At 62.5% G+C, this 13,327-nt stretch carries 12 protein-coding genes; 5 read left to right on the top strand and 7 right to left on the bottom strand.

The window, feature by feature from the left end; translation table 11 throughout:
* Positions 1-19: 19 nt before the first annotated feature.
* On the top strand, positions 20-376 hold the full coding sequence (locus tag ACJ8PN_RS16840) for a DUF1937 family protein (protein WP_004938034.1): 357 nt from the start codon (positions 20-22) through the stop codon (positions 374-376).
* Positions 377-414: 38 nt separating this feature from the next.
* Here the strand turns inward: ACJ8PN_RS16840 and ACJ8PN_RS16835 are convergent, their stop codons facing one another.
* Positions 415-2,340, bottom strand: coding sequence for a DUF3857 domain-containing protein (locus ACJ8PN_RS16835; protein ID WP_351108522.1), 1,926 nt, complete (start codon positions 2,338-2,340; stop codon positions 415-417).
* 122 nt (positions 2,341-2,462) lie between these two features.
* A complete protein-coding gene (locus tag ACJ8PN_RS16830) occupies positions 2,463-3,032 on the bottom strand; it encodes a helix-turn-helix domain-containing protein (protein ID WP_049188929.1) in 570 nt (189 codons plus the stop codon).
* 129 nt (positions 3,033-3,161) lie between these two features.
* Here ACJ8PN_RS16830 and ACJ8PN_RS16825 point away from each other — a divergent pair, with 129 nt between their 5' ends.
* On the top strand, positions 3,162-4,058 hold the full coding sequence (locus ACJ8PN_RS16825; protein WP_442535096.1) for a DMT family transporter: 897 nt from the start codon (positions 3,162-3,164) through the stop codon (positions 4,056-4,058).
* 209 nt (positions 4,059-4,267) lie between these two features.
* Here ACJ8PN_RS16825 and ACJ8PN_RS16820 read toward each other — a convergent pair whose 3' ends face one another.
* The 5 genes from ACJ8PN_RS16820 to tetR all read right to left on the bottom strand — a co-directional run bounded on the left by ACJ8PN_RS16820 (position 4,268) and on the right by tetR (position 9,815).
* Positions 4,268-4,873 carry a nitroreductase family protein gene (locus ACJ8PN_RS16820; RefSeq protein WP_351108525.1) on the bottom strand — a complete coding sequence of 202 codons (606 nt, stop codon included), beginning with the start codon at positions 4,871-4,873 and terminating at the stop codon, positions 4,268-4,270.
* Between the two features lie 69 nt (positions 4,874-4,942).
* A complete protein-coding gene (locus ACJ8PN_RS16815) occupies positions 4,943-6,241 on the bottom strand; it encodes a c-type cytochrome (protein WP_082996782.1) in 1,299 nt (432 codons plus the stop codon).
* Between the two features lie 28 nt (positions 6,242-6,269).
* Positions 6,270-8,528, bottom strand: a complete 2,259-nt coding sequence (locus tag ACJ8PN_RS16810; protein WP_442535095.1) for a molybdopterin cofactor-binding domain-containing protein — start codon at positions 8,526-8,528, stop codon at positions 6,270-6,272.
* On the bottom strand, positions 8,525-8,998 hold the full coding sequence (locus tag ACJ8PN_RS16805) for a (2Fe-2S)-binding protein (protein WP_021503731.1): 474 nt from the start codon (positions 8,996-8,998) through the stop codon (positions 8,525-8,527). Before ACJ8PN_RS16805 ends, ACJ8PN_RS16810 begins: the two co-directional genes overlap by 4 nt.
* Positions 8,999-9,173: 175 nt before the next feature.
* Positions 9,174-9,815: a tetracycline resistance transcriptional repressor TetR gene (tetR, locus tag ACJ8PN_RS16800; RefSeq protein ID WP_171454056.1), complete on the bottom strand. Its 642-nt coding sequence runs from the start codon at positions 9,813-9,815 to the stop codon at positions 9,174-9,176.
* A gap of 64 nt (positions 9,816-9,879) precedes the next feature.
* On the opposite strand from tetR, the gene tet(41) reads away from it, so the two are divergent.
* The 3 genes from tet(41) (at position 9,880) to ACJ8PN_RS16785 (ending at position 13,205) form a co-directional block, all read left to right on the top strand.
* Complete coding sequence (gene tet(41) / locus ACJ8PN_RS16795; RefSeq protein WP_442535094.1) at positions 9,880-11,058, top strand: tetracycline efflux MFS transporter Tet(41); 1,179 nt, start codon at positions 9,880-9,882, stop codon at positions 11,056-11,058.
* A 197-nt stretch (positions 11,059-11,255) separates the two neighbouring features.
* On the top strand, positions 11,256-12,212 hold the full coding sequence (locus ACJ8PN_RS16790) for a sulfonate ABC transporter substrate-binding protein (RefSeq protein WP_442535093.1): 957 nt from the start codon (positions 11,256-11,258) through the stop codon (positions 12,210-12,212).
* 258 nt (positions 12,213-12,470) lie between these two features.
* Positions 12,471-13,205, top strand: coding sequence for a MurR/RpiR family transcriptional regulator (locus ACJ8PN_RS16785; RefSeq protein WP_099032650.1), 735 nt, complete (start codon positions 12,471-12,473; stop codon positions 13,203-13,205).
* The last annotated feature ends 122 nt before the right edge of the window (positions 13,206-13,327 follow it).

The following is a 13,327-nucleotide window of genomic DNA, read 5'->3' as shown; positions in this document are numbered from 1 at the left end:
ATTGAGAGAACAAACGCTAATGAGAAAAATATTTTTAGCCTGCCCCTACAGCCACGCCGACGCCAACGTCGTGCAGCAACGCTTTATCGCCTGCAACGACGTCGCCGCCGCTATCGTGCGCGCCGGCAACGCCGTTTTTAGCCAGGTCAGCATGTCGCATCCGATCAATCTCTGTCTGCAAGATCTCGACAAAACCGCCATCGGCACGCTGTGGGCGCCGATCGACGCGCTGTTCATGGCGGCGATGGATGAGCTGATCGTGCTCGACTTGCCGGGTTGGCAAGAGAGCGGCGGCATCAAGCGCGAGATGGATTCTTTCGCGGCGCGCGGTTGCCGCGTCAGCCTGTGGTCCGAGGTCGCTAGCGAGTTCAACTGAGGCGTGCGCCCCGCCGCTTCGCGCGACGGGGCAGCGGCCTATTTGCCGTTGGCCAATTCACCGTACACCACCTGGCCGCGGAAACCGCGCCGCACCTGCTGGAACAGCTCGCGGAACGCCGGGTAATCCTGCGCCTGGCACAGCGCTTCCTTGCCGCGAATGGCGTTCACCTGCAGGCGGTGATTGACGGTCACCTGCTGCCCGTCGCGCCGCCACGCCACGCGATAGTCGCCCGCCGCATTGCGGAACTGCCTGTCTTGCGGAATGGCGATAATCGGCACGTTGGCCGGCAGCTGCAGGCGGTAGGTTTCGTCGTAGCGCTGCGCGCTGCAGTAGAACGGGGTTTCGTTGCCCGGCGCCGCCGTGGTGGTATACAGCGTGCGGAACGATTTGCCGCCGGGCGGGTTGGGCAAGGTCATGCCGCCCACCACGCCGAAATCGACGTAGTCGTCCGCCTTGAAGCGGAAGCGATAGCCGAACTGCTTTTTGAGATCCAGCGGATCGCTGTTCATCGCCACCTCGCCGCTGCCGTCGATGCCGGATGCGGACATGATCGTCGCTTCGGCCTGCGCTCGGTTCTGGCGGTTGATCTGCGAGAAGTAGCCCCGCAGGTCAATCTCTTCCACTTCGCTCAGCCGGCGCTCGGTCTCCCCCTGCAGATTGCCCGCCCTGTCGAACACGAAATCGACGCTCAACGCGCTCTTGACCGGCTGCTCGTCGCTGCCCGGCGTGCGCGCCAGTTTGGCGTCGCGCGTGAGCAGCACCGGCGCCCCCAGATCGCCCTCCGGCAGTTGGCCGAACCGCGCCCAGGGGTTGGTGGAGTCCAGGTACAAATTGAACTCCGGCACGTAGGTGATGGCGTGATTAAAGCGGCCGAGCAGCGGCACGTTAGGCAGTATCGGGCCTTCGTCCATGCCGATCAGCACCGGCGAGCTTTCGATGCCCTTGGCGGCGAGCAGCGCCTCCAGGATCACCACGTGATCCTTACAGTCGCCGTAATGGTTATCGAGAATGCTCTGCGCCGAATTCGGCTCCAGCCCGCCGTTGCCCAGGTACACCGCCACGTAGCGAATGTTTTGCGCCACCCAGCGATAAAGGGCCTCCGCCTGCTCGCGCCGATCGCTGATGCCGGCGGTGATGTTGTCCGCGAGCGCCTGAATGCCCGGCGTCACCTTTGCCGCCGCGCCGGCCTTCAGCTGGTAGGCCTTGGCCAACTGCGGCCAATCGCGGTAGGTGCTGGCCATGATGGTCGGGCTGAAGGTCCAGCTGTCCGCCGCCCAGTTTTGCGCCTTCATCGGCGCGCTGCGTGAATAATGCCAGCGCCAGTGAGCCTGTCCGCCGCGGATCTGCGGCTGGTCGCCGCCCGCCACGCCACGGGTGAAAATATGCATCGGCAGCTTGGCCGGCGCCTGCAGGGTCACTTCGGCGTCGTCGAACTGATCGAAAACGCTGAACGTCTCCCACAGGCCGAAATAGTCGGGGAAATACGGGGTGTTTTGCGTGCGGCGCAGCTCATACACCACGCGCGATCCCGGCGCCAGGTTGGAGAACACGATGACGCGCACTTTGCGGTCGGCATACAGCGGCGCCGTGGCGCTGGAGTAGCTCTCCTGGGTGTAGATGCGGTCGGGCGCCACGTCGTGGCGCTGGCCGTCGGCGGTCAGCGTATAGGCGGCGACCACCTCCAGCGTTTCCATTTTCTCGCTGTAGCTCAGGCGGATCTGGCTGAATTTCTCGATCGCCGCCTTGGTCTTCAGCAGCACCTCGTAGCTTTCCGTCTTCACGTTGGTGGCGTTGGCGTTAACGCGATAATCCGCGCGATAGCGCACGAAGCTGAAATCGTTGTTGGCCGTGTCGTTCTGGCCCTGATCCGCCGCGGCGGGCGGTGCAGCGGCCAACACGGTGGCCGGGTGCGTCGCCGTCAAACCGGCGAGTAACAGTATGGAAGGAATAGCGATTTTCATCTTCGGTCCTTGAAGGGCGTTAAGCAGCGACACCGGGCCATACGTCCGTCCCGGCGTCAAAACAGGCGGGCACACTAATATAATTGAGAATCATTTTCAATAAACGAACCGTCAACGCCGTGCTAGCCCTGCTCGATCAACATGACGGCGGTGGTCTCCGGCTCCAGCGCTTCGAATACATGTTCGCGATCGGCCGAGTAGCTGATGTAATCGCCGGCGCTCAGCTCCAGCGGCTGATCCGCCGGGCCAAGGCGCGCCCGTCCACTGCTGATGATCACGTGCTCGACGGTGCCCGGCGGATGCGGCCGCGAGCATTTCGTTTCACCGGGTTGCACCCGCAGCCGGTAAATGTCGCGCTGCGCGCCCGGTGGACAAGTGGCCAACAGCGTGGCGGCGTAGTTGCCCTGCTCCGACAGCGCCGGCGTTCCCTCATGGGCGCGGATCACTTGCACCGGCCTGCTAGGCTGCGAAATCAACCGGCTGACCGGCACGTCCAGCGCCATCGCCAGCGCCCACAGCGTTTCCAGGCTGGGGTTGCCGCTGCCGGCTTCGAGCTGCGACAGCGTGGACTTGGCGATACCCGCGCGCTTCGCCAGTTCGGTAACGGACAGATTCAATCGCTCCCGCTCACGGCGGATTGCCGCCGACAAGAGGCCAATCGGCGTGATGTTCTGCATTAGGCTCTCGCTCATTGTTCGTTATACCATTCAATTGTTCAACTTGACGAACATCGTCAGCCATGTTCATCATAATGTTCGATTGTTCATTTTAATGATTAAGCGACTTCACCACAAGCACGGTCAGGCCGCGAGGGAAACGACATGAAAACGAAAACGCGCGGCGCAGTGCAAATGATCCTCGCCATGACGATCTCCGGCACCGTCGGTTGGCCGGTACTCGTTTTAGGGCAGCCGCCCACCACGGTGGTGTTTTGGCGCTGCGCGTTCGGCGCGCTGGCGATGCTGGCCACCTGCGCCGCGCTTGGGCAACTGAAATCAGGCGCCATCAACCGGCGGCAGCTGGCGTTCGCCGTCCTGGGGGGCCTCGCGCTGGTGCTCAACTGGATACTATTGTTTGCCGCCTATGCGCATGCCTCGATCGCTGTCGCCACCGTGACCTACCATGTTCAACCGTTTATGTTGGTGGCGCTGGGAGCGCTGCTGTTCGGCGAAAAACTGACGGCTAATCGGCTGGGCTGGCTTCTGCTGGCGTTCGCCGGGATGGTGTTGATCGTCACCGGCCGGCAAAGCGGTGGCGGCGATGGCGACTATCTGTTCGGCGTGGCGCTGGCGCTCGGTGCGGCCCTGATGTACGCCCTGGCGGCGGCGATCGTCAAACAGCTGGCCGCGCTGCCGCCGCAGCTGATCGTGTTGATTCAGCTGACCGTCGGCGCGCTGGCGCTGGCCCCGTTCGCCGGTCTGGCCCACCTTCCCGCAGATTCGTTCGACTGGCTGCTGCTGGCGCCCCTCGGCCTGGTGCATACCGGGTTGATGTCCACGTTGCTCTATGGCGCGATCCAGAAAATCCCCACCGCTCTGGTCGGCGCGCTGTCGTTTATCTACCCGGCAGTGGCGATCGTGGTGGACTGGGCGGCGTTCGGGCACCGTCTCAGCCTGTTGCAGCTGCTGGGCACGCTGGCCATTCTCGGCGCGGCGGCGGGCATGAACTTCGGCTGGCGATGGCAGCCCGCCGCGCACCGGGCCGGTAAAATCGGTTAATCCCGCCCGACGGGCAAGCTATGCACAATAAGGCATTCGCCTTGTGCCCGGCGCGGTGCTATTTATTTAAACCGTGTAGGGTAGAAGGAGTGTTCTATGTGGCATCACCGCCTGCAACGGCGCATCCGTTTCAGCTACTGGAACGAACTGTGCGTCACAAAAAAATAAGGGAAGGCGTAAGCCTTCCCTTTTGTCATTCATCGCTCGGGTCAAAAACGGTCGGTTTTCACCACCTCGTCGAACGGCAGCTTGCCGATGCGCGGGTAAGGTTGCCCCGCCGCCTTGCCGATAGCGACCATCAGCGCGATCTGATAATGCGCCGGCTTATTGATAATCTCGCCCACCGCGTCGAAATCAAAACCGTCCATCGGGCAAGAGTCGTAGCCCTGCGCCTTGGCCGCCAGCATCAGCGTCTGGGCGAAGATGCCGCTGCTGCGCATCACCTCGTCGCGCTGCACCTGCGGCTTACCGCGATAATACTGATCGACGGCCGGGATCATGAATTGCTGCACCGGCTCCGCGGCCTCGGCCCAGACGGTTTTTACCTGTGACTCCCAGCTCGACAGATCGCCGCACAGCACGACCAGCATCGACGCGTCGGTCACCTGCGCCTGCCCCCACGCCGCCTCGCGAATTTTCTCGCGCTGCGAGCGATCTTCGATCAGCAGCGGGCGCCAGTGCTGCAGGTTAAACGCGCTGGGCGCGCCCTGCAGCGCGATAGTCAGCAACGCTTTTTTCTCTTCGAGCGTCATCACGTGCTGCGCATCGAACTGCTTGGTGGCGCGGCGCTGGCGGATTGCGTCTAACGTATTCATTTTACTGCCTCTGTCCATGTGAAAAGCTCTATTGTCGCCAACGCGGCGTGGCTGTCCAGCCCCCGGCGGCTATTTCTGCGCGGTTTCGGCGCGCAAGCGGCCGACCTGCGCCGCCAGGTCCGGCCACGGCGCCTGACCGGCGTAATGCTGCCGCAGGTAGTTGAGCAGGATGGCGATCTGCGCGTCATTCAGGTTATGGCGAAAGCCCGGCATATAGCCCAGCTCGGCGTTCGCCGGCCGCTGTATGCCGTCCAGCACCACGCGAATGGCGTTGTCCGGCGCCTCGGCGAACAGGTTGGTATTCAGCGCCAGAGACGGGCGCACCCCCGCCATCTGCGCGCCTTTTTCCTGCGCATGGCACGCCATGCAGGCGCCGGAAAACAGCCGCGCCCCTTGCGAACTCAGGGGCTCGACCTGGCGCTCCGCCTGAGCGTTCAAGGTTGCCGCCGCGGCCTGCGCCGCCGCTTCCGGATGATAGCTGCGCAGATAGACGGCGATCGCCTGCAGGTCGGCCTGCGGCAAGCGCGACAGCCCTTCTTCGATCACCGGCGCCATCGGGCCGGCGGCGACGCCGTGGTTGGCCGAGTAGCCGGTGCGCATGAAATCGACCAGATCCTGCTGTGACCAGGCGAGCGGCGCGGGCGAGCGGCCGGTCAACGCCGGCGCCGTCCAGCCTTCCGCCACGCCGCCGGCCAGGTGCTCGCCGCCGGTTTTCTCGCCGAACAGCACGTTGCGCGGCGAGTGGCAGGCGCTGCAGTGCCCCAACCCTTCGACCAGGTACGCGCCGCGGTTCCAGTCGGCGCTTTGGGCTGACTGTTCCGGCAACGCCCCCGGCGTCAGGAACAGCAGGTTCCAGGCGAAGATGCCCTGGCGAATGTTGAACGGAAAGTGCAGATCGGTGGCCGGCGGCCGGTACTTGACCGGCGGCTGCGACATCAGATAGGCATACAGCGCCTGCAGATCGTCGTCGCGGGTGCGGGTAAAGGCGGTATAGGGAAACGCCGGATAGAGATAGCGGCCCTGGCGATCGACGCCGTGGCGCATGGCGCGTTCGAACGCCGCGTAGCTCCAGCTGCCGATACCGGTTTCCACGTCCGGCGTGATGTTGGTGGTGTAAATGGTGCCGAAGGGGATCTCCATCGCCAGCCCGCCGGTGTTGCGCTCGCCGCCCGCACGGGTGTGGCACACGGCGCAGTCGCCGAGATCGGCCAACGTTTTGCCGCGCGCGATCTGCGCCTCGCTGAAACTGTGGGTCGCATCGGCGGCGAGCGGCGCAATCTCCGGCTGCCAACTGGCGACCACGCCGGCGACCACCACGGCGATCACCGTGACGCCACCCCACCCGACGATTTTTTTCATCTTACTCATCTTTGCTGTCCTTGTTCGTTACGGGGGGTTAATGGCCGGCCTGAGCGCGCAGCGCGGCGAGCACCCGCGCCGGTGTGAACGGCACCTCGCGCAGGCGCACGCCGAGGGCGTCAAACAGCGCGTTGCCGATCGCGGCCGCACTCGGCACCGAGGCGGACTCTCCTGCGCCCATCGGCGCTTCGTCCGGGCGGTCGATCAGCTGGATATCGATCTGCGGCAATTCGTCGAAGCGCAGGATCGGATAGCCGCCCCAGTCCAATGACGTCACGCCCGACGCGTTGAAGGTCACAAACTCTTTCAGCACCCGGCTGGCGGACTGGATAATGTTGCCGTGCACCTGATGGCGTACCCCGGCCGGATTGATCATCCGGCCGCAATCATGCGCCACGAAGATTTTATCGAGCGTGATCTGCCCGGAAAGGCGATTGACGCTGAGATCGCACACCCAGGCCGCCCAGGCGGCGCCGAAGCCGGGAAACTTGCTGTGGAAATAGCGCGCATAGGCGAAGCCGCGGCCGCTCACCACTTCGGCGCCGGCGGCTCGCGACCGGTGCGCCGGGCCGTCTTGCCAGTTCGCCTGGCGCTTCAGGGCCTCAATCAAGGCCACCGCGCGCGGATCGTTCAGGTAACGCAGGCGAAACGCGATCGGATCTTCGCCGGCACGCCAGGCCAGCTCGTCGATCCAGGACTCATGGGCGAACACGTTGGGCAGCGCCGAAACGCCGCGCATCCACGAGGCCCGCACGATCGGCGCGGCGTCCTGGCAAATCACCCGCATGTGCGGATACTCGTATTGCGGAATGGCGGTGCGATCGCCCATCTGTTGCACGTCAGCCCGGTTGGCCACCTTGCCGGTCAACACCAGCGGCAAGGTCACCGCATTGTTGGAGGGATAGCTGGTTTTCAACTCGTAGGCCGCCACTCGGTTTTGCGCGTCGAGGCCGCCGCGCACCCGGATCAACTGACCGGTGCCCTTCGGCTCCCAGCCGGATTCCTGTTCGCGCATCAGCTGCACCCGCACCGGGCGGCCGGTCGCACGCGCCAACAGCGCCGCGTCCGCCGAGACGTCGTCGGCGCAGTTGCGGCCATAGCAGCCGGAGGCCTCCATGCGGGTGATATGCACCTGCTCAGGCGCCAATTCCAGCAGCGTGGCGATATCTTTACGCAGATCGTGCGGGTTTTGCGTGCCGGACCACACCTGCGCCCGCCCGTCTTTAACCTCCGCCACTGCGCAGGAAGGGCCGATCGAGGCGTGCTGATGGTAAGGCCAGACATAGTCCGCCCGCACTTCGGTATGCAGCAATGCCAGCGCGGCGTCCGTGCCCGCATCGTCGCGCAGCACGCGGTCAGTTTTCGGGTTGGCTTCCAGTGCGGCGGGCAGCGCCTCCGGCGACAGGTCCGGCAGGCCGGCCCAGGGTTTCCATTCGGTTTTCAGCCGGCGCATGGCGGCGATCGCCTGCTCTTCGCGCTCGGCCACAATGCCGATGAAATCGTTGATCACCACCAGTTTCACGATGCCCGGCAGATGCGCGATCGAACTTTCATCCACCGACAACAGGCCGCCGCCCAGCGGCGCGCTGCTGTCGGCGCCTGCGTAAGGCGGGCGCACCACCCGGCCATGCAGCATGCCGGGCAAACGCAGATCGTGCACGTAGGTCAGCGCGCCGCTCACTTTGGCCGGAATATCGACCCGGGCGACGGCGCGGCCGACATAGCGGTTCTGCTGTTCACCGTTCAGCGGCACATTTTTATCCAGCGCCACGTGCAGATTCTGCCCGCTCGCCAGCTGCGCATAGCTCAAGGAACGCCCCGGGTGCTTGGTCACAAACACTTGCCCCGCCGCCGCCGTCAGCTGGTCGGCCGGCAGCTCGAAGGCTTTGGCCGCCAGCGCCGTCAGCATATGCCGCACCTGCGCCGCCGCCTGGCGCAGCGGCACCGACGTCACCTGAAGGGTGGCGCTGGCGATAGTTGGCCCCTGATCCGGCGTGCGTTGCGTATCGCCGAGGATCATCGTGACGTGCTCGAACGGCACGCAAATTTCGTCGGCGACGATCTGCGCCAGCGCGGTGCGAATGCCGGTGCCGAGATCGACGTGGCCGTTGAATGCCGTCACCCGGCCGTCGGCGGTGAGGCTGATAAAACTGTCTACCCTGTCCAGCGGCAGATCGGCAGGCGTTGGGGCGGGCTCGGCGGCGAAGGCGTTAAACGGCGCGGGCAGCAGGCTGCTGACCATCACCACACCACCGGCCTGCAACAACTGGCGGCGGGTCAGTTCGAGGCGGCTCATGCTTGCCTCCGAGCAGCTAGCAGCGCGCGGGCGCGTTCGGCGGCACGCAAGATCTCAAGATGGGTGCCGCAGCGGCACAGGTTGTAGGCCAGCTCTTTCTTGATCGCCTGTTCGTCCGCCTCGGGTTCACGTTCGAACAGCGCGACCAACGTCATGATCATGCCGTTGACGCAGTAGCCGCATTGCGCCGCCTGCTCATCAATAAATCCTTGCTGCACCGGGTGTGGCGTTTCCGGCGTGCCCAGGCCTTCCAGCGTGGTGACGGACTTGCTTCCTACCGCGGCCAGCGGCATTGAGCAGGAGCGAGCGGCGACGCCGTCGATAAGAACGGTGCAGGCGCCGCACTCCCCCAGGCCGCAGCCGTATTTGGGGCCATTCAAGTGCAGATCGTTGCGTAACACGTACAACAGCGGGGTCTCGGGCGAGATATCGCCGAGTGGAACCACCCGGCCATTAACATTGATTTCCATGGTGAAACTCTCCCTTAAACAAACGGATTTAATCCGTAACATCACTGCGTCGAATAATTGAGCAGCATGCTAATAATTATCATCAAAAGACTTGATAATGTTAAGGGAATGTAGCCGCCATGGCTTTAACGAAAAGTGGGTATTTTCTATAAATTTCCGATAGATAAGCCCGGTTTTATGATTGCGCCCCGTGATTATTGGCGTTCGTCAACGCGGCCTCGGCACCGTCGACCAACAGCCGCACGCTGGCTTCGAATAGCGCGTCTGCGCCCTTATCCTGCAAAGTTTCCCAGCCTTCGCACAGCAGCGGGTAACGCTGGCGATCGGCGTCATTCAGCGTATCGTCCGGCTGCATTTGCTGCTCTTCCAGCACCCAGCCTACGACGAAGCGCCCGACGGCGAACAGCAAATTCACCGCGCGTTCAGGCGTCAAGCCCGCCCGGCACAGCAGCGCCACCTTGGCCTCGATAATGGCGAATTGCGGCTCCTGCGGCCGGGTGCCGGCATGCAGACGCGCGCCGTCGCGGTAAGCCAACAGAGCCCGACGGAAATTGCTCGCATTGGTGACGACCCAATCCTGCCAGGCCATATCGGCGGGCAGCTCTTCACGGTGATCCAACATGATGGTTTCCGCCATCGCTTTCAACAGCTCGGCTTTGTTCTTGAAATGCCAATAGAGCGTGGGAGATTGCACGCCGAGATGTTGCGCCAGGCGACGGGTGCTCAGAGCATCGATGCCGATTTCATTCAGCAGCGCCAGCGCTCCGCGCAGGACGGTTTCACGCGTTAAACGTATCGCAGTATTTTTTTCGCTCATCTCTCTATCACTGATAGGGTGACTATGGAATACTCTATACTCTATCACTGTTAGAGTCACAATCTTGAAAAAACCTATGCTGGTTATTTTGTTGACGGTGTTGCTGGATGCAGTGGGCATCGGTCTGATCATGCCGATCCTGCCGGCGCTGTTGCGCTCGCTGGGCGGTCTTGACGCCGGCAGCGTGCATTACGGTGCCCTGCTGGCGGCCTATGCGTTGATGCAATTCCTGTTTTCACCGATCCTCGGCGCGTTGAGCGATCGCTTCGGCCGGCGGCCGGTGCTGTTAATTTCACTCGCCGGTGCCGCGGCCGACTACCTGCTGATGGCGTTCGCGCCGACGCTGGCCTGGCTCTATCTGGGCCGGTTGCTGGCGGGCATCACCGGCGCCAACATGGCGGTCGCCACCGCTTACGTTACCGATATTACTCCTGCCGGCCAGCGCGCGCGGCGTTTCGGCCTGGTGGGCGCGGTGTTCGGCGTCGGTTTTATCGTCGGCCCGCTGCTCGGCGGTTCGCTGGGCGAGTGGCATCTGCATGCGCCCTTCCTGGCGGCGGCGGCGATGAATGCCCTCAACCTGGCGATGGCGTTTTTCCTGCTGCCGGAATCGCGTAAACCCCGCACCCGCGCCGCCGAGAAAATCCACCTTAATCCCTTTTCGTCATTGCGACGGCTGCACGGCAAACCGGGCCTGCTGCCGCTGGCCGGCATTTACCTGATCATGGCGCTGGTTTCACAGGCGCCGGCCACGCTGTGGATTTTATACGGCCAGGATCGTTTCGGCTGGAGCATGATGGTGGCGGGCCTGTCGCTGGCCGGTTACGGCGCCTGCCACGCGCTGTCGCAGGCCTTCGCCATCGGCCCGCTGGTCGCGCGGCTCGGCGAACGCAAGGCGCTGCTGATCGGCCTGACCGCCGACGCGCTGGGCCTGGTGCTGTTATCGATCGCCACGCGCGGCTGGGCGCCCTTTGCGCTGCTGCCGTTCTTCGCGGCGGGCGGTATGGCGCTGCCCGCGCTGCAGGCGTTAATGGCGCAAAAGGTGGACGACGACCATCAGGGCGAGCTGCAAGGGACGCTGGCCAGCATGGGCAGCCTGATCGGTGTCGCGGGGCCGCTGGTGGCGACGGCGCTGTATGCCGCCACGCGCGATGTCTGGCCCGGCCTGGTCTGGGCGTTGGTCGCCGCCCTGTATCTGCTGGTGCCGCCGTTGCTGGCGCGTTCGCGCGAGCGTGACGCGGCATAGCGTAGAGATCCCCTTCTCCCGCTTAAGCTCATTTATGGCTAAGCAAGGCATTATTCAGCATAAGCGGGCGCTTTACACGCCACTGCGCCGCTCATTATCATCGCCCTTATCCCGCCGCAGGAAAATTTGAATGCCGTTTCATGGCGTTACGCCCAGCGCGTATCGCTATTGTTCACTTCGCCTATCGGAAAATCAGGATGAGAAAACTCACAACGCCGCTGATCGCCGCCCTGCTGCTGGGCCTGTTTAGCCTGCCGGCCGGCGCGCAGGAGAAACCGCAACAAATCACCATCGGTTACCAGAAAGCCAACATTTTTGCGCTGCTGAAATACCACGGTACGCTGGAAAAAGCCCTTGAGCCGCAGGGCGTCAAGGTTCGCTGGATAGAATTCCCCGCCGGCCCGCAGATGTTGGAGGGGTTGAACGTCGGCAGCATCGATCTGGCGGCGACCGGCGACGCGCCGCCGGCCTTCGCGCAAGCCGCCAAGGCCGATCTGGTTTATTTGGCGCATTCGCCGCCCAGCCCGAAAACCGAAGCCATCGTGGTGCCGCAGGATTCGCCGATCCGCTCCGTGGCCGATCTGAAAGGCAAACGCGTGGCGTTGAACAAAGGGTCTGACGTCAATTACCTGCTGGTGAGCGCGCTGGAACAGGCCGGCTTGAGCTACAAGGACATCACGCCGGTCTATCTGCCGCCGAGCGATGCCCGCGCCGCCTTCCAGCGCGGCAGCGTCGACGCCTGGGTGATTTGGGATCCCTACTACGCCGAGGTGGAAACCCGCGCCAACGCCCGCCTGCTGAAAGACGCGGAAGGCCTGGTGCCGCACTACACCTTCTATCTCGCCAGCCGCCGCTTTGCCGAAACCTACCCGGACAGCGCCAAACAGGTGATTCAACAGCTCGGCGCGCTGAGCGACTGGGCCAACGAGCATTCACAGGAAGCGGCGGCGATCCTCGCTCAGAGCACCGGTCTGGATCAGGCCATTTGGGCCAGAGCCATCGCCCGCATGCCGTTCGGCAGCCAGCGCATGTCGCCGGAGGTGTTCAGACAGCAACAGCAGTTGGCGGATAAATTCACCGCCATCGGGCTGCTGCCGGGTAAGGTGGATGTCAACGCCGCCCGCTGGTCCGAAGATAAGCCCGAGGCGCCATAGCCTTTGCCGCGCTTTGGCTTTAGAAAGCAGAAACCGGCATTTTGCCGCCGGCATCAGCTGGCCTATGCTAACCCTGTGTGATGAAACGCGTTTTCATGGCATGTCTTCCGGAACGTTTTGCTTTAATTTGTTCGTCGTGAACCCTGGGCCGCCCCTGACTGGTGCGGCTTTTCTTTTTGTTCGGCAGTGTCGGCGGCAGCGAATTTTGCTATGGTAACCCGCAGATAAATGTCCCGTTTTCAGCCGCCGGATCGACTCATGTTTACCCATAAAGCAATCGCCGAGCTCAACGCCCTGGAGCTGATGGTTTATAACTACGTCAGCAAACACAAAAATCAAGTGATGTACATGACCATCCGCGAGCTGGCCGAGGCCGCCGGCGTATCCACCACTACCGTGCTGCGATTTTGCAAAAAAATGGGTTGCGACGGTTATTCAGAATTTCGCATCCGTTTCAAACTGTATCTGGAGCAAAGCGATGCGCCGCCGGTCGATTCCGGCATCGGCGAAATTCTCAGCTTTTTTAAAAGCGTCAGCAACGACGAATTTAATCAGTTACTCGATGAAGCGGCGCACCATATCGCCACCGCCGAGCGGATTATTTTCGTCGGCATCAGCACCTCTGGCGCCTTGGGGAAATATGGCGCGCGTTTCTTTTCCAACGTCGGGAAATTCAGCACCCATATCGACGATCCTTATTATCCCGTCAACAGCGATATGTATAAAAACGCGGTGGCGATCATGTTATCAGTCTCCGGCGAGACCGAAGAGATCCTGCGGCTGGCGAGCCAGTTCAGTCTGCACCACTGCAAGATCATCAGCATCACCAACAACGAAACCTCTTCGCTGGCGCGGCTGGCGGACTTTAATCTCTCCTACCACGTGCCACAGCATTTGATCGGCGGCCATCACAATATCACCACGCAGATCCCCGTGCTTTACATTATTGAAACCATCGGCAAACGGCTTGGGCATATTAATTCGGCAAAATAAAACAGGCTGTTTTTTTATTGTGACAAATCACTTTGTACGGCGATTTGTTATATCGTGACATTTCTTTCGGTCTTGTTACTCTATTGGCAATGCGAACGTTATTACCCTTCATTAAATAAGAT

Origin of the sequence: Serratia sp. CY76391 (assembly GCF_052166695.1) — a bacterium.
In the GTDB taxonomy this organism is placed as follows: domain Bacteria; phylum Pseudomonadota; class Gammaproteobacteria; order Enterobacterales; family Enterobacteriaceae; genus Serratia; species Serratia nematodiphila.
Note: the sequence above shows the minus strand (reverse complement) of the source record. Positions and strands in the feature narration are given on the sequence as shown.